This window comes from Candidatus Pelagadaptatus aseana, from assembly GCF_040362265.1.
Classification (GTDB): Bacteria; Pseudomonadota; Gammaproteobacteria; order Pseudomonadales; family Cellvibrionaceae; genus Pelagadaptatus; species Pelagadaptatus aseana.
Map to the genome: position 1 here is coordinate 60,150 of NZ_BAABNJ010000002.1, position 23,692 is coordinate 83,841.

At 52.3% G+C, this 23,692-nt stretch carries 20 protein-coding genes; 12 read left to right on the plus strand and 8 right to left on the minus strand.

What is annotated here, in order from left to right; genetic code table 11:
* Positions 1-125: 125 nt before the first annotated feature.
* Both ACPXV9_RS02845 and ACPXV9_RS02850 read right to left on the minus strand, forming a co-directional pair.
* Positions 126-854, minus strand: coding sequence for an FFLEELY motif protein (locus tag ACPXV9_RS02845; protein ID WP_423894411.1), 729 nt, complete (start codon positions 852-854; stop codon positions 126-128).
* Positions 855-897: 43 nt separating this feature from the next.
* Positions 898-2,055, minus strand: coding sequence for a methyltransferase (locus ACPXV9_RS02850; RefSeq protein ID WP_423894413.1), 1,158 nt, complete (start codon positions 2,053-2,055; stop codon positions 898-900).
* A 153-nt stretch (positions 2,056-2,208) separates the two neighbouring features.
* On the opposite strand from ACPXV9_RS02850, the gene ACPXV9_RS02855 reads away from it, so the two are divergent.
* The 5 genes from ACPXV9_RS02855 (at position 2,209) to ACPXV9_RS02875 (ending at position 8,513) form a co-directional block, all read left to right on the plus strand.
* Positions 2,209-3,354, plus strand: coding sequence for a helix-turn-helix domain-containing protein (locus ACPXV9_RS02855; protein WP_423894414.1), 1,146 nt, complete (start codon positions 2,209-2,211; stop codon positions 3,352-3,354).
* Positions 3,355-3,536: 182 nt separating this feature from the next.
* Positions 3,537-4,199: a c-type cytochrome gene (locus ACPXV9_RS02860; RefSeq protein ID WP_423894416.1), complete on the plus strand. Its 663-nt coding sequence runs from the start codon at positions 3,537-3,539 to the stop codon at positions 4,197-4,199.
* Positions 4,200-4,211: 12 nt separating this feature from the next.
* Positions 4,212-5,441 carry a cytochrome-c peroxidase gene (locus ACPXV9_RS02865; RefSeq protein WP_423894417.1) on the plus strand — a complete coding sequence of 410 codons (1,230 nt, stop codon included), beginning with the start codon at positions 4,212-4,214 and terminating at the stop codon, positions 5,439-5,441.
* A 25-nt stretch (positions 5,442-5,466) separates the two neighbouring features.
* Positions 5,467-6,981: a parallel beta-helix domain-containing protein gene (locus ACPXV9_RS02870; protein ID WP_423894419.1), complete on the plus strand. Its 1,515-nt coding sequence runs from the start codon at positions 5,467-5,469 to the stop codon at positions 6,979-6,981.
* Between the two features lie 338 nt (positions 6,982-7,319).
* On the plus strand, positions 7,320-8,513 hold the full coding sequence (locus ACPXV9_RS02875) for an HD-GYP domain-containing protein (RefSeq protein WP_423894421.1): 1,194 nt from the start codon (positions 7,320-7,322) through the stop codon (positions 8,511-8,513).
* Between the two features lie 78 nt (positions 8,514-8,591).
* Here the strand turns inward: ACPXV9_RS02875 and ACPXV9_RS02880 are convergent, their stop codons facing one another.
* From ACPXV9_RS02880 to ACPXV9_RS02895, 4 genes are read right to left on the minus strand one after another with little or no spacing between them, the layout of a single operon-like run.
* Complete coding sequence (locus ACPXV9_RS02880; RefSeq protein WP_423894423.1) at positions 8,592-9,218, minus strand: hypothetical protein; 627 nt, start codon at positions 9,216-9,218, stop codon at positions 8,592-8,594.
* A 3-nt stretch (positions 9,219-9,221) separates the two neighbouring features.
* Positions 9,222-12,314 carry an efflux RND transporter permease subunit gene (locus ACPXV9_RS02885; protein ID WP_423894424.1) on the minus strand — a complete coding sequence of 1,031 codons (3,093 nt, stop codon included), beginning with the start codon at positions 12,312-12,314 and terminating at the stop codon, positions 9,222-9,224.
* Positions 12,311-13,510, minus strand: a complete 1,200-nt coding sequence (locus ACPXV9_RS02890) for an efflux RND transporter periplasmic adaptor subunit (protein WP_423894426.1) — start codon at positions 13,508-13,510, stop codon at positions 12,311-12,313. Before ACPXV9_RS02890 ends, ACPXV9_RS02885 begins: the two co-directional genes overlap by 4 nt.
* Positions 13,511-13,545: 35 nt before the next feature.
* The gene (locus ACPXV9_RS02895) at positions 13,546-14,910 is read right to left on the minus strand and encodes an efflux transporter outer membrane subunit (RefSeq protein ID WP_423894427.1); all 1,365 of its coding nucleotides are present in this window, start codon (positions 14,908-14,910) and stop codon (positions 13,546-13,548) included.
* A 236-nt stretch (positions 14,911-15,146) separates the two neighbouring features.
* Here ACPXV9_RS02895 and ACPXV9_RS02900 point away from each other — a divergent pair, with 236 nt between their 5' ends.
* The 6 genes from ACPXV9_RS02900 to rpoS all read left to right on the plus strand — a co-directional run bounded on the left by ACPXV9_RS02900 (position 15,147) and on the right by rpoS (position 22,237).
* The gene (locus ACPXV9_RS02900; protein ID WP_423894428.1) at positions 15,147-17,387 is read left to right on the plus strand and encodes a YgiQ family radical SAM protein; all 2,241 of its coding nucleotides are present in this window, start codon (positions 15,147-15,149) and stop codon (positions 17,385-17,387) included.
* Positions 17,388-17,403: 16 nt separating this feature from the next.
* Positions 17,404-18,381, plus strand: coding sequence for a tRNA pseudouridine(13) synthase TruD (gene truD / locus ACPXV9_RS02905; RefSeq protein ID WP_423895028.1), 978 nt, complete (start codon positions 17,404-17,406; stop codon positions 18,379-18,381).
* Between the two features lie 95 nt (positions 18,382-18,476).
* Entirely contained in the window at positions 18,477-19,118 is a 642-nt protein-coding gene (locus ACPXV9_RS02910) for a protein-L-isoaspartate(D-aspartate) O-methyltransferase (protein WP_423895030.1), read from the plus strand.
* Between the two features lie 80 nt (positions 19,119-19,198).
* On the plus strand, positions 19,199-20,083 hold the full coding sequence (locus tag ACPXV9_RS02915; protein WP_423894430.1) for a DUF368 domain-containing protein: 885 nt from the start codon (positions 19,199-19,201) through the stop codon (positions 20,081-20,083).
* A 158-nt stretch (positions 20,084-20,241) separates the two neighbouring features.
* Positions 20,242-21,030 carry a peptidoglycan DD-metalloendopeptidase family protein gene (locus ACPXV9_RS02920; RefSeq protein ID WP_423894432.1) on the plus strand — a complete coding sequence of 263 codons (789 nt, stop codon included), beginning with the start codon at positions 20,242-20,244 and terminating at the stop codon, positions 21,028-21,030.
* 196 nt (positions 21,031-21,226) lie between these two features.
* Complete coding sequence (gene rpoS / locus ACPXV9_RS02925) at positions 21,227-22,237, plus strand: RNA polymerase sigma factor RpoS (protein WP_423894433.1); 1,011 nt, start codon at positions 21,227-21,229, stop codon at positions 22,235-22,237.
* A gap of 70 nt (positions 22,238-22,307) precedes the next feature.
* On the opposite strand, the gene ACPXV9_RS02930 is transcribed toward rpoS, so the two are convergent.
* Positions 22,308-22,517 carry a bacterioferritin-associated ferredoxin gene (locus ACPXV9_RS02930; RefSeq protein ID WP_423894435.1) on the minus strand — a complete coding sequence of 70 codons (210 nt, stop codon included), beginning with the start codon at positions 22,515-22,517 and terminating at the stop codon, positions 22,308-22,310.
* Between the two features lie 305 nt (positions 22,518-22,822).
* Here ACPXV9_RS02930 and ACPXV9_RS02935 point away from each other — a divergent pair, with 305 nt between their 5' ends.
* Positions 22,823-23,425, plus strand: coding sequence for a peroxiredoxin (locus tag ACPXV9_RS02935; RefSeq protein WP_423894437.1), 603 nt, complete (start codon positions 22,823-22,825; stop codon positions 23,423-23,425).
* Between the two features lie 68 nt (positions 23,426-23,493).
* On the opposite strand, the gene ACPXV9_RS02940 is transcribed toward ACPXV9_RS02935, so the two are convergent.
* On the minus strand, positions 23,494-23,688 hold the full coding sequence (locus tag ACPXV9_RS02940) for an SHOCT domain-containing protein (protein WP_423894439.1): 195 nt from the start codon (positions 23,686-23,688) through the stop codon (positions 23,494-23,496).
* Positions 23,689-23,692 lie beyond the last annotated feature (4 nt).

Consider the following 23,692-nt stretch of genomic DNA (forward strand, 5'->3'; position numbering starts at 1 on the left):
ACCCCATGAGTCACCAGCAACCCTTGTGGCAAAAAGCCCTGTACTGGACCCAGGTTTGTCTGATTGTCTCACTGCCTGTGACCCTGATACTGATCTGGCCGCATTCGCTTTAACAGTTGCGTTAATCAGTGTGGTCGGTGTTCTGTCGCGCTGGTTTCCGCTGTTTCAGAGTAGGTGGGGAAAAAGGCTTGCCCCGTTGCCAGAATGTGATCGTAGATGCGTCTTTCGTGATCGAGAATGGACTGGGTCAGAAGCAGTGGTTTGGGGGTGTGACGCACGGCTTTAAAGCCGCGGGCAATCACATCGTAAAGTGGGCCAACGCCGCCCAGTTTGGCCGGGTATTTCGCCAGCTTGAAGGCGTTGTAGACCACTGAATCGTGAATGATGTCATCGGCCTCGGTGGTGAACTTCAGAATCAGGCTCAATTGTTGATAGCGACGCTGTTCACCGCCGATATTGTTAAAGGCGGTGGCGTAATTGTCCGGTGTGATTTCATCCACCTGCATTCGGTAAAACAATTCCTCGGTCATTTCTTCATCCAGCTCTCCGGTCAGAGCATTGAATTCGATGGCGAGATGAACCATTTCCAGATCGGTGAATAACTTGTTGAGCAACTTGGCGGTTTTGTTGAGCTTGTTGCCCAGATGTTCAAGATCCAGACCGGCGTAGATGTCGTCAAAAAAGAATTTGATCAGATCCGCTTCGGCTTCTGACGCCAGCAACACCCAATAGGTTTCAGACATACGCTCATGTTGCCACTGTTGAAGTTGTTGCAGCTTGTCAGCAAAGGCGGGGTCTTTGAAACGTCGCAGAGCAAGAAAGCGCTCTACGTTCTGGATGATGTCGTCAATCATTGCAATAGTCGAAAATACTTTAGGCCGATTCTACCGGAGGGTATTAGCGTTTACGAGATACCAGCAACACAAATTTATTGTTGCTCGCTGCGGTTTGGCAATTGCCAAACAGCTTTTTGAGTTTGGCGTGGTATTGCAAATGGCGGTTGCCAATTACCCAGAGCTCGCCATCGGCTTGCAACACCCGTTTGGCGTCCTTGAACATTTGCCAGGCAATGTGATCGCCGACGACATTTTTCTGATGGAACGGCGGGTTGTTCAGAATCAGATTGGCGCTGTTGCTGTCAGCACTGGCCAAGGCGTTGTCCAGATGAAAGCTGGCTCGTGAGGGATTGGCTAAAATATGGCGGCAGTTTTCCTGCGCGCTGGCCAGAGCCATATGGGATTCGTCGTAGAAGGCTATCCGGGCCTCCGGTTGTCGCTCGGCTGCCAGCAATCCGAGCAAACCGTTGCCACAGCCAAGATCAATGATCTGTTCAGCCGCGGGCAGCTTGTCGATATGCTCCATAAAAAATCGGGTGCCTATATCCAACTTGGCCTGTGAGAAAACATTGGCGTGATTGCTCAGGTGCCAGCCTGTTTCAGGCAGGGTGTATTCACTGGGGTAGGGCGAGTCGGTTGCACATGCGCCGTCTAATTGTGCCGCCTGCGGGTGGCAGAAAATCAGGCGGGCTTTTTTACGGGCCAGTGAGGTTTTGGTCGGACCGATAATCCGTTCAAACAGCTGCAGGGTGCTGGTGTGAATATCCCGGGCCATGGCGGCAGCCAGAATCCGGGTGGTCTCTGTCAGATGGGGCCGCAGCCGGTATAACTGATCTTCCAGCAGGGCCAGGGTTTTAGGGATTTTGATCAGAACCACATCAAACGGGCCTTCGGGTGCAGACAGGCTGTCGAGCTGCGTGAGGCTGTCGGCTGACAAGTTATTGAATTGCAGATTGTTGCGGCAGGCCTGTTGGGACAGAAACGAATCGCCGCTACTCTGTGGCTGCCATGGATGCAACGCCAGTCCCAAGGCTCCGAACTGATCGTTGAGCAGTAACAGTCGGTCGGTGTCGGCCATGGGCTGCTCGCTGAGTTGTTGCAGCAGGTACTGATCGGCGGCATCCCAGGCACGCAGTGGTGATTTACCGGTGGCGGGAGGAAACCTTTGCAGGCTGTAATCACCAAAGGGGGTTTCAAAGAGCTGGTCGTTCGAGTTCATGGTAACTGAGGGGTATTCCGTCGAGGGTCTTACAAAGGTCTAATTACGCAAGGATTGCCAGCGCTTAAAACAGCCGTCATCATAGCGCCGCCTTCTGGCGAAGGCGAGTCACACCCATAATAATTATTCGTGACCATCAAATGGAGAGTTTCAATGACCGCCTCAGCCAATAACGAATTGGTGCTAGCTGCCGCTCTGGCGTTTGCCTTGTCCCAGATTCTGTTGAGCCTACTTCTATTGTTGCGCCGTTGTTGTAACTGGTCAGTTCAGGAAAAGCTCTATGTGGCTTTCCTGTTGGCGGTCAGTGGTTATTTGTTGACGCCTCTGGCAACAACACCCGGCTGGCGGATGGTGTTATCCACGGTGCAGACTTTTGTGCCGGGGCTGTTCTGGCTATTCAGTGCCAGCTTGTTTGATGATCATTTCCGCTTGCGGGCCTGGAAAATCGGGCTGGTGGCCATTACCGTATTTTTGCCTTTTGTGGGCTCTTTGATCCGTATTCAGGGCGGTTTCAGTAATCAGCTGGTGTTCTTTACCTTGCCGCAGACGCTGGAGTTCGTGCTCATGAGTCTGGCACTGGTGGCTGTGGTCAGAACCTGGCGGGCCGATCTGGTTCAGTCTCGCCGGACCCTGCGTTTCTGGTTCTGCGGATTGGGCGGTGTCTATATCATGACCTTGCTGCTGGTGCGCGAGGTGCTCTTCAGTGGCGCTGACTGGTTACCGGTTTGGCAGTATGTGCCCTTGGGGCTGGTGGTATTGGTGACCAATGCCATTTTGCTGGACTACAAGACGGAGACATTTTTGCCCAAGGTGACCGGGGCGGATGGTCTGAAGCCTGCTGTTGAGTCGTCCCGGGTAAGCCACGGTGAGTCATCGGCAGAGTCCAATGGCACGGCAGTCAGCAACAAGCAGGCAGAGACAGACGATGCCGTCAGGGCAGAAGAGGAAGTCCCTCCGGAAATTCTCGACAACTTAAACGGGTTGATGGAAGGCGATCATATCTACCGTGAAATGGGACTGACCATTGGCCAGCTGGCCTCGCGGATGGATTTGCCGGAATACCGCTTGCGAAAAGTCATCAATGCCGGACTGGGTTATCGCAATTTCAATGATTTTCTCAATACCTATCGCATTCGCGAAGCCCGGGAACGGCTGGCCAATCCTGACGAGGTGGATACGCCGGTACTGAATATTGCGCTGGATGCGGGTTATCGCTCCCTGAGTTCCTTCAACAAAGCTTTCAAGGAAACGCTGGAGCAGACCCCGACGGAGTTTCGCAACAGCATGGTTTCGTCTTGAATCGCAAAAAATTGCCATAAATCGTCCCCTTTTTTTGAAGATCCATGACGAATTTCTAAAATAAATAAGATTTTCGGGGTTTTCCCGGACAATATTCGCTACCAGATTTGTCGGAATGTTGTGAGCTCCTGCACAGAGGATCGGCCCCGGCGAGATAATGATAAGAATACTGATGGTGCGATATGACGTTTAAATATTATGTTTCCACTTGGGTGGCTGCCGCGGCCTCATCGGTGGCTGCCGCGGTCTTATGGGTGGCTACAGCGGTTTTATGGATAGCCCCGGCCTATGCCGCAGACCCGGTTGCCGGCGAGGCGCTCTATCAATCCTGTGTTGCCTGTCACGGCGATCAGGCACAGGGCAATGATGCTCTGGGGGCGCCAGCGCTGGCAGGGCAACAGGCGCCCTATATTGCCCGTCAAATTCAGGCCTATCAATCCGGTCTGCGCGGCTCTGAGGATCATTACGCAGCCCAGATGCCGGCACTGGTTGAGACTTTAAGCGACGCCGATACCGCCAATGTGGCCGCCTATGTAAGTTCACTGGCCCCGGTTAAAACGCCCCTTGCCGACGGTGATTTGCGCAAGGGCAACAATTATTATCACGCCTCCTGCGGGGGCTGCCACGGCGGCAAAGCCGAGGGCAATGACATGCTTCAGGCGCCGCGTCTTGCCGGGTTGTCTGCGGCTTATCTGAAGCGCCAGTTCAATCACTTTAAATCCGGAGCCCGCGGTACCGATGACACGGATCGTCTGGGACGGCAGATGAATATGATGGCTCAGGTGCTGCCGGATGAGGCGACCCTGGATGCGGTGATCGCCTATATAACCGCTCAGGCTCAGTAGCGGGGGTTTCCGGTGTTGAGATATTTACTGGCGGTGCTCGGTCTTGCCGTGAGTGCCCAGACTCTGGCACAAACTGGCACGGCAGAGCCGACGCAATTGATCGAGCTGGCCAGTCAGTGCCCGCCCAGTTTTGAGCTGACTGTCGATAACCGCTGTGAATTGCGCAACCTCTATCAGTTTTACACCTCGGTGCAGGGGCGTGGTGTCGGTGGCACCCAAACCGAGTTGCCACAACACCGGGACGGTTTTACGCCGCAACAAATTGATCTGGGTCGTTACCTGTTCTTTGATCCGCTGCTATCGGGTGATGGCAGCCAGTCCTGCGCCAGTTGCCACGACCCGGACAAAGGCTTTGCCGATGGCCGGGCAATTTCTACGGGAGTGGGCGGTCTCAAGGGCACACGCTCTGCGCCAACCTTGTGGAACTCCGCTTTTCTTACCAGCTTTTTCTGGGATGCTCGTGCCAGTTCCCTCGAACAGCAGGCCGAAGGCCCTCTGTATGCCGAGGTTGAAATGGCCAATACCCCGGCCAAACTGTTGACCGACCTCAACGCCAGTGAAGCGTATCGAGGGCTGTTTGCCGAAGCCTTTCCCGGTGACGACACCATCACTCTGGAAGAAATCTATACCTCACTGGCGGCCTTTCAAACGTCTTTGATTTCCCTCAACAGCCGCTACGATCAATATGTGCACGGCAATCACGAAGCATTGACTGAAACGGAAATAGCCGGTCTCAATGTTTTTCGCTCGTTTGTGGCCCGCTGTTCTGAATGTCACCAGCCACCCCTGTTTACCAATAACCAGATTGCGGTGATTGGTACGCCGGAGCCAGAGGGCATGCCGCTGGATGTGGGGGCGGAAGCCACTTACAACGCGGCCAAGCTCAAGGGCGGGTTCAAGGTGCCGACACTGCGTAATATCAATATGACGGCGCCTTACATGCACTCCGGAGTATTCGACAATCTTCGCGATGCCACCGAGTTCTATAACAAAGGTCGTGGCCACGCGGTCCCCGAAGGGGTCGACATGCAGATTCACTGGCATATCTGGGAGCCGGATCTGACGGATCGCGAGCTGGATCTGATCGTCGAATTTATGAAGACACTGACCGACGAAACCTTCAGACCGGTACTGCCAGAGCGCGTCCCTTCGGGTATGCCGCCGGTGCTGGGTGTGCAACAACCGGACACGCTGGCGCAGACATCTGGCGCCAGTCAACCACGAGAAAATTACAACCGTTAATAATAACGACAACAGGAGAAACACAATGCGGACGGGAACTCTAGCGGCCATTACGCTGGCCACGGCGGCGTTTGTCGGAGGGCTTTATCTGGGGCAGAGCAGCAGTGAGGTGGTCATTACCTCCAGCGCCAATGGCGCAGCTTACAGCGGTGGCTACAAACAGGATCAGGATGCCGAGTTGTCTCAGACAAGCGGTCAGGTAGCGGCCGTGATTGCCGAGGGTAAAACCATTGCGGTCAAGCCCGGCGACTCAATTCAGGAAGCCGTGAAAAGTGCCCAGCCGGGTGACACCATTCAGGTTTTTCCCGGTAGCTATCATGAGACCGTGTATGTGGATAAAGACAATATCAGCATCATCGGTGTCATTGAAAAAGGCGAACGCGCGACTCTGGATGGCCAGGGAAAACTCAACGATGCGATTCTCTACTCCGGTAATAATTTTGTTGTCGAGAACCTGAAAATTGTGAAATACAAAGGCAACGCCATCATGGGGCAGGCCGGTAACAATTTTGAAATTCGCAACAATCACATTGTCGATACCGGTGTGTACGGTATTTTTCCTCAGCTGGGCAAAAACGGGGTGGTGGAGCACAACGTTATATCCGGTATTGAAGACGCGGCAATCTATGTCGGTATGAGCGACAACATTCACGTGGCTTACAACGAAGTGTTCGACAGTGTGGCGGGCATTGAGATTGAAAACAGCCGTCATGCCATTGTTGAAAGCAACTACGTACACAACAACACGGGCGGACTGTTGGCGTTTATTACACCGGGATTGCCGATCAAGACTACCTACGACGTGATCTTCCGTAACAATTTTGTGGTGAATAACAATACACCGAACTTTGGAGCCCCCGGTTCTACCGTTGCCGGTGTTCCAGCCGGAACCGGCTTGCTGATTATGGCGGCTGATGAAGTGGTGGTGGAAGGTAATATCTTTTCCAATAACAAAACCGCGGCGATTATCATCACCGATCATGACAATGCGCCCAACACCACCATCGATCCCGGTGCGGATCCGGCGGCTGATAAAGTCATGATTCTCGATAACGTCATGCTCAATAACGGTTATGACACCATTGACGATGTAAAGGCGTTGATGCTGACCGAGTTAAAGTCCGGGCCGGTGGATATTGTGCGTGTGGGTGTCAGTCGTGACAGCTGTATCATCAACCGCCATCGCTATAACCACGTGGGTATTGGTGATTTTGGTACCTGTGATTTCACCAACACCGACAGCATCGATACCTATCTGCTGGATGAGCCGGTGCCGCCCCGTGAAATCAAGGGCGAAGACAAGGGCAAGATTGCCTATCTGGGTGTTTGCACCGGTTGTCACACCTACAATGGCCGTATGATCGGGCCTCCGGTTCAGCTGATTCAGGCCTTGTATATGGATAATCCTCAGGGGCTGGCCGACTATATTGCCAACCCGGTGAAGAAGCGTGATGACTACCCGGAGATGCCACCGCAGAACTATCTGGATGAGGAAACCCGTCTGGCGGTTGCGAAATATATGTTGTCACGCACCAACTGATTGCAATAATTGCTGCACAGAATTAATGGCCGGCCCTGCTGGCCATTTTTTTTGCATGGATGGGGATGGATGACCCTCTGTAAGAGCTTTGTACGGATTTATGTCCTTTTCTTTTGGGGGGATTGGTACGTCAACCCTCCGTTTTTACCATGTTGGGATTGGCTCCCTTGAATTTTCGGTTTTTGATTGTCATCAAATGGTGTGGTTGGGGAAGTGGTATACCCATAGTGAACGTTAGATTTTTCTGATGTTCCCGCTATTTTAAAATGATTGGCCGCTGGGTCGGGGCACAGGCTGTCCATTTCCCCCGTGGTCGGAGAAGACCGAATAGGATCAGAATGCTCAAAAAATCTTTACGTGGAAACAAGCTGTACAAAGAAAGGGTTCAAATTTCAGTCAAAGAACTGCGTATTGGCATGTACGTCGCAAAACTGGATATCCCGTGGGATCAATCGCCTTTTTTGGTCAGGGGATTCCGGATCAAAAATGAGCAGACCTTGAGCCAACTGAGGGCGGCCTGTCGCTATGTGTATATTGATGTGGTCAAAAGTCGGGTGGAAGGTTTAAAACCTGAGCGCATAGAGATGCAACCATTTTCAGAATCCGTCGATCAGGCATTCAAAGAATGTAAGCCGATTTATGATCGCTCGATTTTATTGTTGAAGTCTATTTTTGAATCCAGACACCTGGATAAAGAAAGTCTTGAACTGGCAAAATCTCTGGTGGGCCATCATGTCGACAGTGCTTTCAAAAATCCGGCGGTATTGCGTTGGTTGTCCTTGACGGATTCGCACTCCAGTTATCTGGTTGATCATACTCTGAGGGTTACCATCCTCAGTATTATGCTGGGAATGGAGGTCGGTCTGGAGCGTCAGGAGCTTGAAGAGTTGGGATTGGCGGCTTTGATGCACGACATGGGAATGATGCAGGTGCCGCAAGCCATTCTTTCAAAGAAGGATGAACTGTCGATTGATGAAATCAGTCTGATTCAAAAACACCCGCTTTTTTCTCTCGAATTACTGCGAGCCGATAATGACTTTTCTTCTGATATTTTGGAAGCGATTGTCAGCCATCACGAACGTCTGGATGGTCAAGGTTACCCGGCGGGTAAGTCCAGTTATGACATTCCGTATTTGAGTAAAATCATTGCCATCGCGGATACATTCGACAGCCAAACCAGCGACCGCAGCTATCGTTCCGGGAGCTCTTCACTGGAGGCGCTGAAAACTCTGATGGCGCTGCGTGGCAGTCACTATGATGAGGCTTTGGTGATCAAGTTTATCCGTGTCATTGGCGTCTACCCGGTGGGCAGTGTGGTGGAAATAGATGACGGACGATTGGGGCTGGTTTTGCCCACACTGCTGGAAGATTCCATAAAACCCAATGTCCTGATTGTTACCGGTCCTGATGGTCAATCGATAGAGCCTTACACCCTGAGATTGATAGAGGATGATGCGGTTAAGATTTCAAAAGTATTGCCCGATGGTTCTCAGGGGGTGTTTTTTGAAGACTTTGCCCAGAGTATTCTCTAGCGATTGCCACTTCGTGCCGTCGGTCCCAGGCAGAGCGACTGTTTACTGTTGGTCATCAGGGCAACTTGTTGTTTGATTTCACAATAACCCCTGTGACTTCATCTGTTTTATAAACGCTTTAATCGACGCGTTCCTGAGTGCTTTTTTGTTCCTGGGACTGATGGTTTCTGAGGTGGCTTGCCAGAGGTGGTCCCCGTTGTCGGTTTGATACAGATCGGAAACAATAAAGACGTAGCGATTGGTGGTCCACACATCCGGGGTGGAACCCAATTCAATCAACCGGCCGTAGTGACCGTCAAAGCCCCGGTCGTGGTAGTAGGGACCGTACTCGGGAACCACGGTGTAATACCTTTGTCCGGGGTGGAACACCGGCTCTTCCTCGGTGCCGGCGTAATGGGAGACGAGCAGGGTGTCGAGGCCGGCCTGTCGGGCTGCGGCAATAATGTCCTGTTTGTCGGATTGGTCCAGAGTGCCACCGATCAGGGTGTGGCTGGCAATGGCTTTTACACCGTTTCTTCGAAGGACTTTGGTATAGGCATCTTCAAAATCTATGCGGACCGATTCCTGATGCGTCACTGCGATGACCAGCGTACCCTGCAGATTTCGCTGTTGGATATCCGGGGCAACCCAGACGTTGGAGATGGTGGTGTAAGCGCCGCAGCCGCTCAGCATCAAGACCAAGGCGCATAAAATTACCCGGCTCATGACTTACCTCTTTTTCGGGGGGAGAATTTTTCTCTTCAGTTCGTAAGCGATGGCGTAGTTCACGGGTACCAACAATAGAGTGATCAGCGTGGCAAAGATGATGCCGAACGCCAGTGAAATGGCCATGGGAATCAGAAACTGGGCTTGGGTACTCTGTTCAAACAACAGCGGCAAGAGACCAAAGAAGGTGGTGAGTGACGTCAGTAGCACCGGACGGAAGCGTGCGGCGCCGGCGGTTTGAATGGCTTCCATCAAGCCGGCTTTGGCTTTTTTGCGTTGCTGATTAATAAATTCCACCAGCACCAGACTGTCGTTTACCACCACGCCAATCAGCGCGAGGATGCCGAGAATACTGAAGAAAGTCAGAGGCTTGCCCATCAGCCAATGACCGAGAATGGCGCCAATGGTGCCAAAGGGGATGATCGACATCACAATCAATGGCAAGGCGTAGGATTTGAACGGAATCGCCAGCAGCGCGTAGATGGCAAAAAACACAAAGATCAAACCATAGACAATGCTGCCCATGGACTCACTCTGTTCCTGTTGCTCTCCTTCGAGGCTGTATTTGACGCCGGGGTACTGGATCAGTTGCTGGTCGATAAAGGCTTTCAGTTCTTGTGATAGCACCGTCATATTGACCGAATTCTTATCGATGTCAGCGGTGACATTGAGTGTTCGGGCCAGATTGTTGCGGTAAATGGCGGTCGGACTTTTACCGGGAACCAGATCGACCACCTGGGCGACCGGAATCTTGCGGCCGTCAGCGGTGGTGACCCGCAGATCCTTGAGGTTGGCCAGCGAGCGGCGCTCGTCCCGGGGATAGCGCACCATGACTCGCACGTCATCACGACCCCGTTGAATGCGCTGGGCCTCGTATCCATAAAAGGCTTCACGCACCTGACTGATGATCATGGAGTCGGTCAGGCCCAGAGCATAGGCTTCGGGCTTGAGTACCAGGCGAACTTCTTCCTTGCCGTCCGACATGCTGTCGCTGATATCAAACACACCGGGGACGTGGTCGAGGTATTCCTTGATCTGGTCGGCGACGGCTTCCAGATCCCGATAGTTTGAACCGGTCAGCTCCACATCGATGGGATCGTTGGCGTGCATGATTTCCGAGCGGAAGGTCAGTTGCTCTACGCCCGGTATGGTGCCAATCATGGTGCGCCACTCATTGGTGAGTTCGGTGTTGGTGATCTTGATGGCGCGATCTTCCGGGGAGGATATTTCAAAGCGGATTCTGCCCTTGTGGGTGCCGCCGTTACCGGATGATGAGTAAATATTGAGGATGACCGATTCCCCCGTGTCCGGGTCGCGGTATTTCTCTTTGAGTTTGATGGCTTGTTCGGTAATAAATTGTACGTGGCGATCGGTCACTTCAAACGGGGTGCCCGAGGGCATGGACAGTGTGGCACGAGAGGTTTCGGATTCCACTTTGGGGAAAAAGACAAAGCGCATCCAGCCACTGCCGATCATGGTGGCAATAACAATAAACAAACCGATAAAGCTGGCCAGTACCGCGTAGCGGTGACCGATGCACCAGCTCAGTACCGGTTGGTAATAGCGCAGTACGGCCTGTTCAAAGCCTTTGGCAAAGCGACGCTGGAAGCGTGAGAAACGTCCCTCGTTGCCCGGTTGTTTGGCTTTGACGTGTTTCAGGTGAGAGGGCAAAACAAACTTTGATTCGATCAGAGAGAATAACAGGATCGGGATGATCACCAGTGCGATCTGGCGGAAGATTTCACCGCGCACCCCTTCGATCAGAGTCATGGGAATAAACGCGGCAATGGTGGTCAATACCCCAAAGGTTACCGGGATCGCGACTTCCTCGGCTCCGCGGATCACCGAGCGTTCGCCGCTGCCGTCCATCTCTATATGGCGGTAGATGTTTTCGCCGGTGACGATGGCGTCGTCCACTACAATGCCCAGCACCAGAATAAAACCGAACAGACTGACGATGTTCAGGGTGACGCCCATAAACGGCATAAAGATAAAGGCACCCATAAAACTGACGGGTACACCAATAAATACCCAGAAGGCCACCGAGGGGCGCAGAAACATGGTCAGTAGTGCCAGCACCAAAATACCGCCCTGAATGGCGTTGTTCACCAGAGTGGTCAGACGGGCTTTGACGATGCGGGAGCGATCTGACCAGTAACTGATTTCAAAACCTTGCGGCAGGAATGCCTGTTGTTGATCGACGTAATCTTTGACTTTGTCGGCGACGTCAATGGCGCTCTGATCGCCTACCCGATAAACATCGATCAGTGCCGCCGGTTTGCCATTAAAGCGGGTGTGGATGGCGTCCTCGACAAAGCCGTCTTTGACCACTGCTATGTCTTTGAGTCGAACCAGAGAACCGTCCTGGGTGGAGGCGACAATGATGTTCTCGTACTGGGTGCGGTTGTAGGCCTGGCCTTTCAGGCGCAGCAGGATGTCGCCGCCCTGGGTTTTGACGTTGCCGGCCGATAAATCCAGAGACGTGCTTTTTACCGCGTCGGCAACATCGGCCAGTTGCAACTGGTATTGACGCAATTTATCCGAAGATACCTCGATGCTGATTTCGTAATCCCTGACACCGGAGAGTTCCAGTTGGGTGATCCCGGGAATACGCAACAGTTCATCCCGTACCCGTTCAGCCTGCTGGCGGATCTCGGCTTCGGAAAAGTGCCCGGCAATGGCGACACTGATGACGTCACGCTTGCGAATTCCGAGACTGATGACGGGCTTTTCGGCCTCTGCGGGAAAGGTGTTGATGGCATCAACCCGGGTTTTGATGTCGTTTAACAGATCCCGGGAGTCGTAGCCGGATTCGATTTCAATATTCACCAGTGCATTGCTTTCGGTAGAGCGGCTGCTGATTTTTTTAATGCCTTCAAGATCCTGTACCGCTTCCTCGATGCGAATCGAAACAGACTCTTCCACGTCTTCCGGTGTGGAGCCGCGCAGCGATACCTCCACCGTGACCACCTCCAGTTGAAAGGTGGGGAAGACCTCCAGTGGTATATGGGTTTTTAATGAAAAAATACCGAGAAAGATAATGGTTGCCATCAACAGGTTGGCGGCAACGTCGTTGCGGGTAAACCAGGCGATCATGGCTGCTCGGCTCCGGCGCGAGCCTGCTGCTCGGTATTTTTAATGGTAACCCGGGTGCCACTGGTGACCTGCCCCAGTGGTGAGGTAACTAACCTGTCACCTGCGTTAAGCCCGGATTCAATAAATGCCACACTGTCGTTCTGAAAACCGATGGTGACCGGTTGACGCTGCAGAACGTCATCCCTGACGGTATAGACATAGCTGCCCTGATAGATGCTGCCGTTCGGGATAATCAATACGTCACTGAGTTTTGAGCCTTCAATGGTGGCAGTGACGTACTGACCGATCTTGAGCGGCGATACATGTTTGTCGTCTTTAACAAACGGCTTGTCTATCTGGGCCACCACATAGAGTTGATGGCTGTCGTCATCAATGGCGGCCTCGGTGCGGACAATCTTGCCTCGCCACTCCTGATAACTGCCAAGATCGCTGCCGATGATGACATTGGGGTAATGCTCCGGTCGGGACTGTGCGTCCTGGAAATTTTCGGGCAGGGTAATAAAGGGCAAGTCACTGTTCTTCAGTGGCAGACGAACTTCCAGCACATCGGTGGCAAAGATGGTGGCCAGTTGGGCATTGCTGTTGACGAACTGGCCGATATCGACATTCTTGGTTTTCACCCGGCCGTTATAGGGAGCGGTAATTTTGGTGCGTTGCAAATCCAGTTTGGCTTTTTCGTAGTTGGCCTCGGCAGACAGGATTTGCGCTTCGGCGACAGCCAGTTGTGGTTTGCGCAATACCAGATCGGTGGCTTGTTCACCGTTGCCCAGTCGTTGCCAGTCAATCAATGCCTGATTGGCCCGGGCTTTTTCCTCGGCCAGTGACAGTTTGGCTTGCATCAATTCGGCTTTGGCCATGTTGACGCTGGCCAGGTAGTCGCGGTCATCGATATTAATCAGGACATCGCCGGCCTTGAAAAATCCGCCATCGCGAAAGGCGGGATTGATGTTGACGATTTGGCCGCTGACCTGAGCTACCAACAAACTCTGGGTGCGCGGTTGCACATTGCCAAAGCTGTCGAGTTGAAACTGATAGCTTTGGGATTGCACCGTGTAGGCCTCTACCGCCAATTCTATCTGGGTGCCCTGTGGCCGAAACTTACCCTGAGGCTTGTTGCTCGCGATCAGATAACTCAGTAGCAGAAAGCCCGCGAGTACGGCGATGGCGATGATAAATTTGTTGCGTGTCAGTTCCATTATTCAGCTTCTGTGGTTGTGTCAGTCAGCGGTGTTCAGTATTGAGAACCGGTGGCCAGATAAAAATTGATGCGGTTTTTCAGCAGGGTATTGCGGACATTAATAACCTCGCTCTGGGCGGCGAAGGCGCGCCGTTGGGATTCCAGTACGGTGGTGTAGTCCTGCAGTCCCTGTTGGTATTCTTCAAAGGACAGGGATTGCGCCGCTTCGGCAAAATCTTCGGCGGCGGTCAGTTCCTGCAGTTGCTGTTGCAGGATTTTCTCGGTGTCGAGGCCATTGTAGATTTCCTGATAGGCGATCAGGACATCCTGCAAAAACTGTTGTTCTTTCTGTTGCAGCTCAAACTGCTTCTTTTGCTGTTGGGCCTTGAGGCTGCCACCCGCAAAAATCGGTTGGGTAATGCTGCCCAAAACACTCCAGGTCAGAGAGCTTTGATCAAACAGTTTGCCAAATTGATTGCTGCTGTCGCCGCCCGCGGCGGAGATTCTCAGGCCCGGATAGCGAGCCTTGTGGGCAACGGCCACTTCGCGATCGGCGGCCAGCAAGTTGCTGTAAGAGGCCTGTAAGTCATGGCGCTGGAATACCATTGCCAGAGGGATGTCCTGCGGTAAGCTGGCCGGGGCAATGATTGAGGTTGGCAGTTGCGCCACAATGGCGGGATCGCCGCTAGGGTGTTGCCCCAGTAAGATTTCCAGTGTGCGGATCGCTTGCAGGCGGGCATTGCTCTGATTGTGAAGCTGACTTTTCTCCGAGGCCAGATCGCTGCGGGCCAAATACAGATCCAGTGCACTGTTGATGCCCTGACGATAACCGCTCTCGATGATTTCCAGATTGCGGGTCAGATTGCTGACGCGCTCCTGAAACAGTTGCAACAGGCGTTGCTCGGTTTGCAGGTCAAACCAGGCTTTGGCCACCTGCCCGGCCAGAGATAATCGGGCCGATTCCAGCGTGGCCTGTTCGGCTTGCAGTTCAAACTTGCCGGCCTGAGCGCTGTCACTGAGCTTGCCCCAAAGATCCACTTCCCAGCTGAGCTGCAGATCGGTGCCGTAATTTTCGCTGAAATTACCGGTGGTCAGCTTCTGGCGTTGCCCCGAACCGTTGAGATCAATGGCCGGTAACCGGGTGGCGCCACTGATGATGGCCTGCTGTTCTGCGGCTCTGACTCGGGCCAGAGATTGTTGCAGATCCAGATTCTGGGCCAGAGCCTTATCAACCAGTTGGTTCAGTTGTGGATCGCTGAAGTGCTGCAGCCAGTTTTGCAGCTCGGAGAATTCCGGTGTAGCTGCCGGCTGCTGTTGCCACTGAGTCTCTACCTCGGGGGCCAGATAACTGGTTTGGCAGCCGGCCAGAAACAACCCAGTGGCTAGAATTAAGCTGCATTTGAGGTGGTGTAGTGGCATTGAGCTCTCAATGAAATTATTCGTTTGCATTTATTCGCTAAATTCTAAGCGCTTTTGCATTGGGTGTCTGCGCAGCGAGCCTTCATCCGGGGTTAAGAAGGGTTATAAATGTATGAATTTGTAATTTCGGGCAATACGCATGGTGGTTTTCTTTGGATGAACAGCTATAGCTCTGTTCCCGAGGGGCTAAATTTGAGAAAATTGGTGGGTTATTGAACTTTGCCAGAGAAATCCCCATGTCCCGTCCCCAGGCCGTCCCCCTGAAAGCAGATCCTTTGTTCGGCTACCCCAAGTATTGGGCCGAGTGCTATGGCACCGCACCCTATTTGCCCATGTCGCGGGCGGAAATGGATGAATTGGGCTGGGACAGCTGCGACATTATTCTGGTCAGTGGCGACGCTTATGTGGATCACCCCAGTTTTGGGATGGCGGTGATGGGGCGTTTTCTGGAATCTCAGGGGTTTCGTGTGGGCATTATTGCCCAACCCGATTGGCGCAGTGCAGAGGCTTTTCAGGCGCTGGGTAAGCCCAATCTGTTCTTCGGGGTTACCGCCGGCAATATGGATTCCATGATCAATCGCTATACCGCCGACCTCAAGGTTCGCAACGACGATGCCTACACCCCCGGTGGAGAAGCCGGCAAGCGCCCGGATCGCGCGGTGATTGTTTACAGTCAGCGCTGTAAAGAGGCCTTCAGTGATGTGCCGGTGGTACTGGGTGGCATCGAGGCCAGTTTGCGTCGCATTGCCCAGTATGACTACTGGAGTGATCAGGTACGCCGCTCGGTGCTGTTGGATGCTACTGGTGACATTCTTCTTTATGGAAACGCCGAGCGGGCCATTGCCGAGGTGGCACATCAGTTGTCGCTGGGGAAAGCCGTCTCGGAGTTGACCGATATCCGCGGTACCGCAGTGATTCGCAGTGAGGTACCCGAGGGTTGGGTTGAAATTGATTCCTCCCGGATTGACTGGCCGCGTCATATTGATGCGCTGCCCAACCCCTACGACTATGAATCCAATGAGGGTGGCAGTTGCAGTAAGCTGGATTCGGCCGAAGCTGAAGAAGAGCCGGTAAAAATTATTCCCATGCCTCTGCAGGGGCGCAGTGACTGGGATCTGGATAACACCTGTGTGCGCTTGCCGTCGTTTGAAAAGGTCAAAAGTGATGCGGTGCTGTATGCCCATGCCTCCCGGGTTCTGCATCAGGAGTCCAACCCCTGTAATGCCCGGGTGCTGGTCCAGCGTCATGGCAATAAGGAGTTGTGGGTCAACCCGCCACCGATTCCGCTGGAAACAGAGGAGATGGACGGCATTTTCGGCCTGACCTACCAGCGCCGGCCGCACCCGAGTTACGGTGACGCCAAAATACCCGCGTATGACATGATCAAAACCTCGGTCAATATCATGCGTGGTTGTTTCGGTGGCTGTACCTTTTGTTCCATTACCGAGCACGAGGGGCGGGTAATTCAGAGTCGTTCCCACGAATCTGTGATCAAAGAACTGGAAGATATTCGCGATAAGGTGCCGGGTTTTACCGGCGCTATTTCCGATCTGGGTGGGCCAACGGCCAATATGTACTTCCTCAACTGTAAGGACCCCAAGATTCACGCCAGTTGTCGGCGCTTATCCTGTGTGTTCCCTACCATTTGTAAAAATCTGGTGACCGATCACTCGCCCACCACCGAGCTGTATCGCAAGGCCCGGGCAGTGCCCGGCATCAAACGGGTCGCCATTGCCTCGGGGCTGCGCTACGACCTGGCGGTGGAAGATCCGGAGTACGTCAAAGAGCTGGTGACCCATCATGTGGGTGGCTACTTGAAAATTGCCCCGGAGCACAGTGAGAAGGGCACCCTGGATAAAATGATGAAGCCGGGGATGGATACCTACTACAGCTTCAAGCGTATGTTCGACAAGTTTTCCAAAGAGGCGGGCAAAGAGCAGTATCTGATCCCCTACTTTATTGCGGGTCACCCCGGCTGCGAAGACGAGGACATGCTCAATCTGTCGTTGTGGCTCAAGCGCAATAAATTCCGGGTGGATCAAGTGCAAACGTTTTATCCGTCACCCATGTCGCTGGCAACCGCCATGTACCACTCCCAGCGAGATCCGCTGAAAAAGCTGACATACAAAGGCAAAGACAAGGTCTACACGCCGCGCAAGTTGGAACAGCGCCGTTTGCAAAAGGCTTTTTTGCGCTACCACGATCCCAAGAGTTGGGGGTTTCTGCGCGAAGCGCTGATCAAGATGAAGCGCAAGGATTTAATTGGCGATGGTGAGCGCTGCTTGATTCCGGCCGACGATCGCGGCGCTGGTAAATATAAAAAGTACAGTAAAGCAGCGGGCGCACAGGGCCGCAGCTTTGGCGACAGTGAAGGCCAGAAGCCTCGTCGTTCCACCAATAATCGCAAAGGTGCGGGCCGGGCTGGCGGTAAAACCAATGGTAATCGCCCGGGCTCCCGTCGTGGCAGTAAGCGCTGATAGAGTCGATGATTGCATAATGGATATCGATTTCTCTTTGAACTGGGCATACGCCTATGGTGAGCCGCAGGTTAAGGCCGACTTTCGCTGTGTGCCGGAAGATTTCTTTGTGGATGAGTTGCTGGATTTTGAATTTACCGGCAGTGGCGAGCACGTTGTGCTGCATTTGCAAAAGCGCGGTGATAATACCGATTGGCTGGCGCGCCAGATTGCCAAACTGGCCGGAGTTGGTCCTGCGGATGTCGGCTACTGTGGTTTGAAGGATCGTCACGCCGTTACCCGCCAATGGTTCAGCGTTTATCTTCCCAAGGGGGACGAGCCGGACTGGCAGCAACTGAATTCCGAGTCGGTACAGTTGCTTAGGGTAGATCGGCATTGTCGCAAGCTGCGCCGCGGCAGTCATTTGGGCAATCGGTTTGAGTTGGTGCTGCGCAATCTCGATGGCCGCATCGAAACCCTGTCACAGCGCTTGTCGGTGATTGCTGAGCAGGGCGTCCCTAACTACTTTGGTGAGCAGCGATTTGGTCGTGAAGCGGGCAATCTGGAGTTGGCCAACCGATTGTTGGTGGAGGGGCAAAAGATCAATAATCGCCAGCGTCGCACCATGGCCATGTCTGCGGCTCGCTCCTACTTGTTCAACAGCGTATTAAGTCGCCGCGTGCAGGAGAAAACCTGGGATACAGAGCTTGAGGGCGATCCCGAGGATTTTTCTGGCCCGCTATGGGGCAGGGGAAGGCCTCTGTCCCAGGGTGTTTGTCTGGAGCTGGAAGAGGCGGTGCTGGCGCCCATGGCAGCATGGCGCGATGGCATGGAGCATGTTGGCTTGAAACAGGAGCGGCGGGGATTAAGGCTGTTACCGGATAAGCTCAACTGGCAGCTGGACGATGAACAGTTGCAGTTGTCCTTTGCTTTGCCTCCCGGTACCTACGCAACGGCGATTCTGCGGGAGTTGTGCTATTTGCGGGACGTGTCACAAGCTCAGGTTGTGTTATAGTCGCTGTGTTTGGCTCCGGGCGGGTTTTGAGGGCCGTTTTTGTTGATTTTTGATTTGGGAAAACAGTGAGCAATCTCCATTTACAAGGCATTGGCATGACCTCGCAGAGAACGAGGCAGCGACTGGTGCAACGTCTATCCGATCAGGGCGTGACAGACCTTCAGGTTCTGGATGTTATTGCGGATACACCGCGACATATTTTTCTCGATGAAGCCCTGTCGCATCGCGCCTATGAAGATACAGCGCTGCCGATTGGTTATGGTCAGACTTTGTCTCAGCCCTATATTGTGGCGCGCATGACCGAAGTGCTGTTGGGTGCTGCTGGAAAACTCGATAAAGTTTTGGAGATTGGTACCGGCTCTGGTTATCAAACGACGATTCTGGCCCAGTTGGTAAAACAGGTTTACAGTGTTGAGCGAATCAAGCCCTTGCAGGATAAGGCCCGTGAGCGCTTGCGCAAGTTGGGTCTACGTAATGTTGAACTCAAGTATGCCGATGGTAATTTTGGCTGGCCTGATCGTGGCCCCTACGACGGTATCATCTCTTGTGCTGCACCACGTGAGGTGCCTCAGGAACTTCTCAATCAATTGGCGCCCAATGGCGTGCTGGTGATTCCGGTTGGCGGCGATACTCAGGAGCTGCGCATGGTGATTCGCGATGGCGACTCGGATGAATTCATTTCTCGTGTGCTGGAAGGGGCCAAATTTGTGCCCATGCTGTCCGGGACGGCGCGCTAGTGGTCAGCCCTGATTCACCTCAGACTACGAACTCAGGAAAAAGCAGGCACTATGGTCTGCTTTTTTTACGCGGTATGGCCATGGGTGCCGCCGATGTGGTGCCGGGGGTTTCGGGTGGCACCATTGCTTTTATTACCGGTATCTATGAAGAGTTGATTGCCTCTCTGCGACGCTGTGATCATCATGCTCTGACCCTGTTGTATCGAGAGGGTATAGTCGCGGCATGGCGGCATATCAACGGCAATTTCCTGTTTACGCTGCTGGCCGGTATCGCCTTCAGTGTGTTTTCTTTGGCCAATGTTGTCAGTTATTGTCTGGAAGAGTGGCCTATTCAGGTTTGGTCTTTCTTTTTCGGGTTGGTGTTGGCGGCCTCGATTCATCTGTTTCGGCAGGTGGATGACTGGACGCCCAGACGGGCGTTGCAGGCGATGGTTGGGCTGGCCGTGGCCATAATGATTTCACAGTTGCGTCCGGCCGAATTACCAGATGATTGGTGGGTGCTGATGGCAGGGGGGGCTGTTGCCATCAGTGCCATGTTGTTGCCGGGTATTTCCGGGGGCTTCCTGTTATTGATTATGGGGCTTTACCCCATTGTTATTAAGGCCGTGGGTGATCTGAATATCCCTGTTCTGGCAGTCTTTGCTGCAGGCTGTGGCGTGGGGTTGTTGACCTTCTCCCATCTTCTGGGGTGGTTATTACATAAGTATCATGAAGCGACAATGGCGGTTCTAACCGGATTTCTGATGGGGTCGTTGGTCATGCTCTGGCCCTGGCGTGTCACGGTGGAATCCGTGATGGATCGCCATGGCGAAGTCCGACCGTTGGTTGATTCGGTGATCTCGCCATGGCGATATGAAGAAATAATGAATGTGTCTTCGGGATTACCTTGGGCGATACTATTTTTCTGTCTGGGGGTGATTCTGGTGTTGGGCACTGAAAAACTGCAGCAACAGAAGTCTGGATAAACTGGCCAAATCTGCGGAAAAATCAGGTAGAAATTAGACTGATTTTTTAGGTTTGATCGAAAAGGCGAAGACTTTTTTGTTATAAAAATAAATTAGTTTAATAACCGTGCTTTCTATAAGGCGGTGCAACAAACCGATAGGGGAGGGGGACAGGCACTGTGTTTGTGACCCTGAGAGGAATAATGTGTCACTTTAAAGTGTTCAATATTTTGAACGCTTTGCTGCTGCTTACGGCCTGTGCTTCTCCCAATCCAAGTGCGCCAGTGTCTGATCGTGCTGGTCCGCCTTCTCAAAAACTCAATCAACATGTGGTTGCCAGAGGGGAAACCCTGTTTTCAATAGCTTGGCGATATGGTCACGACTATAAAACTCTGGCTCGTAATAATGGCATTGCTAAGCCTTACACGATTTATCCGGGGCAGTTGATCCGCTTGTCCGGCAAGGCCAAGTCTTCGCAGGTGAAGCCGGTTTCCAAGAAAGTGGTCAGCAAACCGGCAAAAGCGCCTGTTAATCGTTCAAAAACCACAACATCAAACGCTCGTTCCAAATCGCAAATATTGGCCAGTTCTGGGTCGGTGAAATGGCGTTGGCCTGCTAAAGGTAAGTTGCTGGCAACATTTTCATCCCAAAATGCCTTGAATAAAGGTGTTGATATTGCGGGAAATTTGGGGGAGCCTGTGGTTGCTGCAGGTGCGGGAGTGGTGGTTTATGCCGGTAGCGGCTTGAGGGGTTACGGCAACCTTTTGATCATCAAGCACAGTGAAACCTTTCTCAGTGCTTACGCCCACAATCGTCGCCTTTTGGTGAAAGAAGGGCAGGCGGTTAAAGCGGGTCAGAAAATTGCCGAAATTGGCTCAAGCGGTACCGATAGAAATAAACTCCACTTCGAAATTCGTAAGGAAGGAAAGCCAGTTAACCCTCTGTGGTATCTGCCGAAACGTTCCTGACGTGGAGAGACTGCATTCTGTAATAAATAGCTCGTATAACAGTTCGACGATAAAAATAAATAAGTGAGCATTAAGCTCACGCGAATAAAAAAATAGTCCAAGGGGATAAGGATACAAGCACTGCGACTGCCAGAGGTCAATACGCCCCTGTGGTTGGCTGTGCCAGTACTTAGAACCAATAAAATGGGGCAAGAGCATGGCCGTACAAGAAACAAAACCACAGACTGAAGAGCGTGATGGCGCTTTAATGGATCTGAACTCTTTCGACAGCACCGAAGGTTTGAGCCTGGAAGAAGGTGGTCCTGAAAGAAGTATCAAAGAGAGAATACGACGTCCCAGTCGAACCGATGATGATGGTCGCTTTCATAAAAATCTGGATGCGACACAGCTCTACCTTAATGAGATTGGTTTTTCCCCCCTTCTTACCGCAGAAGAAGAAGTCTACTTTTCCAGAAAGGCGCTGCGTGGTTGTGATGCCTCTCGCAAGCGCATGATCGAGAGTAATTTAAGGCTTGTTGTTAAGATTGCTCGTCGATACGTTAACCGGGGTCTGGCTCTGCTGGATTTGATCGAGGAAGGTAATCTGGGTTTGATTTGCGCGGTGGAAAAATTCGACCCTGAAAGGGGCTTCCGTTTTTCGACTTACGCCACTTGGTGGATCAGGCAGACCATTGAACGAGCGATCATGAATCAGGCCCGGGCCATCCGCTTGCCGATTCATGTGGTTAAAGAGCTTAATGTCTATTTGCGTGCAGCCCGTGAGCTTGCGCAAAAGCTGGATCATGAGCCAACGCCAGAAGATATTGCCGATCTGCTGGATAAGCCTGTCGAAGATGTTCAGAAAATGCTGGGTTTGAACGAGCGCGTTGCCTCCATGGATGTGCCCATTGGACCTTCCGCTGATCGCACTTTGGCGGAAACAGTTCCTGATCAGCAGGTGTCTGATCCAGCGGCTTTACTTCAGGACAGTGACTTGAGTGATAGCATTGATGGCTGGTTGACGGAGTTGACTGACAAGCAGCGTGAGGTGGTTACTCGTCGTTTTGGTCTGCGAGGCTATGAAATGAGCACGCTTGAAGAGGTTGGTCGTGAAATAGGTTTGACCCGCGAGCGAGTCAGACAGATACAGGTTGAGGCTCTCAAGCGTTTGCGTGACATACTTGAGAAGCAGGGGTTGAGCAGCGAGTCATTATTTAATCACATATAGTTCACTCCGCACTCTAAACAAAAAAGCCAACTCATTGAGTTGGCTTTTTTGTTGGTAAATACGTGAAGCTTTAACTTACTGCGTAGAACAGATTGCTCTGCTCTTCGACACTTCTGTCGCTCAGGGTTTCCTCGACAATTTGCTTGGTCATGATGCCGCATTTACCACACTGGCTCATGACTCCCAGTTGTTTGCGAACCTCTCGCAGATTGGACGCGCCACCGAAAACGGCGTCTTTAATTTGATTATCGGTGATTCCCTTGCAGAGGCAGACGTACATGGCTATATATCTTGCTGTTTGGCTTCGTTTGTTTGGTGTTGATAATTTATTACAAATGAGAATTATTGTCAAAAGGTTTTGCGAATGTTTCTCATTTATTTTTTAGTGAAGCTAAATGGTTACGATATAAAAAATTAATGAGACTGCGCATGTCAGGCGTGTAAGATAGTTGCTCGCTATTAGATTATGGTGTGCTTATAGTTCGATTTATAAGCAGGCCGTTTGGAAAAGGTGCCAGTTATGGCATTGATTCCGGTTAAGTTAACTAAGTTTTTGGCTCTACTTTGTAATCATAGGAGATAACAATGGGCGTTTTGGTAGGTAAGGCAGCTCCAGACTTTACAGCTGCAGCAGTATTGGGTTCCGGTGAAATTGTTGACACTTTCACTTTGTCTGAAACGATCAAAGGCAAGAAAGCGGTAATTTTCTTTTACCCACTGGACTTCACTTTTGTTTGTCCTTCTGAGCTGTTGGCATTTGACCATCGCATGGATGAGTTTACCAAGCGCGGTGTTGAAGTGATTGGTGTTTCCATTGATTCTCAATTTTCTCACAACGCCTGGCGTAATACCCCTGTCAACGAAGGTGGCATTGGCCCTGTTAAGTACACTCTGGTCGCTGATGTTAAGCACGAGATTTGTCAGGCCTATGATGTTGAAGCCGAAGGTGGTGTAGCTTTCCGTGGCTCTTTCCTGATTGACGAAGACGGTCTGGTTCGACACCAGGTGGTGAATGACCTGCCGCTGGGTCGTAACGTGGATGAGATGTTGCGTATGGTTGACGCTTTGGCCTTCCATCAGGAGCACGGTGAAGTATGTCCTGCTGGCTGGAACCAGGGTGATGCAGGTATGACTGCCTCTCCGGATGGTGTTGCTTCTTACCTGAGCGAAAACGCTGACAAGCTGTAATTACGGCTCTGTCTTTAAAAACCCCGCAATAGCGGGGTTTTTTTTGCCCTGTAAAAACCAACTACAGGTTATCGCTTCAGGATTTCTTTTTTGGCCTTTTCGTACTCTTTTTCTGTAAGTATGCCGCTGTCATAGGCTGTTTTCAGGTCCATCAGTTCCTGACCCTGGGTGTTGCTGTGAGTTTGAATGTTGGAGTCACCACCGCCGCAGGCTGTTAATAAGGGGGTGGCGGCAATGATGGCGGCAAGAATAATGTGTTTCATAAGG

Excerpts from the sequence above, each read along its gene's own strand:
- ACPXV9_RS02845 (WP_423894411.1), bottom strand. The coding sequence starts at position 854 with ATGATTGACGACATCATCCAGAACGTAGAGCGCTTTCTTGCTCTGCGA.
- ACPXV9_RS02850 (WP_423894413.1), bottom strand. The coding sequence starts at position 2,055 with ATGAACTCGAACGACCAGCTCTTTGAAACCCCCTTTGGTGATTACAGC.
- ACPXV9_RS02855 (WP_423894414.1), top strand. The coding sequence starts at position 2,209 with ATGACCGCCTCAGCCAATAACGAATTGGTGCTAGCTGCCGCTCTGGCG.
- ACPXV9_RS02860 (WP_423894416.1), top strand. The coding sequence starts at position 3,537 with ATGACGTTTAAATATTATGTTTCCACTTGGGTGGCTGCCGCGGCCTCA.
- ACPXV9_RS02870 (WP_423894419.1), top strand. The coding sequence starts at position 5,467 with ATGCGGACGGGAACTCTAGCGGCCATTACGCTGGCCACGGCGGCGTTT.
- ACPXV9_RS02875 (WP_423894421.1), top strand. The coding sequence starts at position 7,320 with ATGCTCAAAAAATCTTTACGTGGAAACAAGCTGTACAAAGAAAGGGTT.
- ACPXV9_RS02880 (WP_423894423.1), bottom strand. The coding sequence starts at position 9,218 with ATGAGCCGGGTAATTTTATGCGCCTTGGTCTTGATGCTGAGCGGCTGC.
- ACPXV9_RS02885 (WP_423894424.1), bottom strand. The coding sequence starts at position 12,314 with ATGATCGCCTGGTTTACCCGCAACGACGTTGCCGCCAACCTGTTGATG.
- ACPXV9_RS02890 (WP_423894426.1), bottom strand. The coding sequence starts at position 13,510 with ATGGAACTGACACGCAACAAATTTATCATCGCCATCGCCGTACTCGCG.
- ACPXV9_RS02895 (WP_423894427.1), bottom strand. The coding sequence starts at position 14,910 with ATGCCACTACACCACCTCAAATGCAGCTTAATTCTAGCCACTGGGTTG.
- ACPXV9_RS02900 (WP_423894428.1), top strand. The coding sequence starts at position 15,147 with ATGTCCCGTCCCCAGGCCGTCCCCCTGAAAGCAGATCCTTTGTTCGGC.
- ACPXV9_RS02910 (WP_423895030.1), top strand. The coding sequence starts at position 18,477 with ATGACCTCGCAGAGAACGAGGCAGCGACTGGTGCAACGTCTATCCGAT.
- ACPXV9_RS02915 (WP_423894430.1), top strand. The coding sequence starts at position 19,199 with ATGGGTGCCGCCGATGTGGTGCCGGGGGTTTCGGGTGGCACCATTGCT.
- rpoS (WP_423894433.1), top strand. The coding sequence starts at position 21,227 with ATGGCCGTACAAGAAACAAAACCACAGACTGAAGAGCGTGATGGCGCT.
- ACPXV9_RS02930 (WP_423894435.1), bottom strand. The coding sequence starts at position 22,517 with ATGTACGTCTGCCTCTGCAAGGGAATCACCGATAATCAAATTAAAGAC.
- ACPXV9_RS02935 (WP_423894437.1), top strand. The coding sequence starts at position 22,823 with ATGGGCGTTTTGGTAGGTAAGGCAGCTCCAGACTTTACAGCTGCAGCA.
- ACPXV9_RS02940 (WP_423894439.1), bottom strand. The coding sequence starts at position 23,688 with ATGAAACACATTATTCTTGCCGCCATCATTGCCGCCACCCCCTTATTA.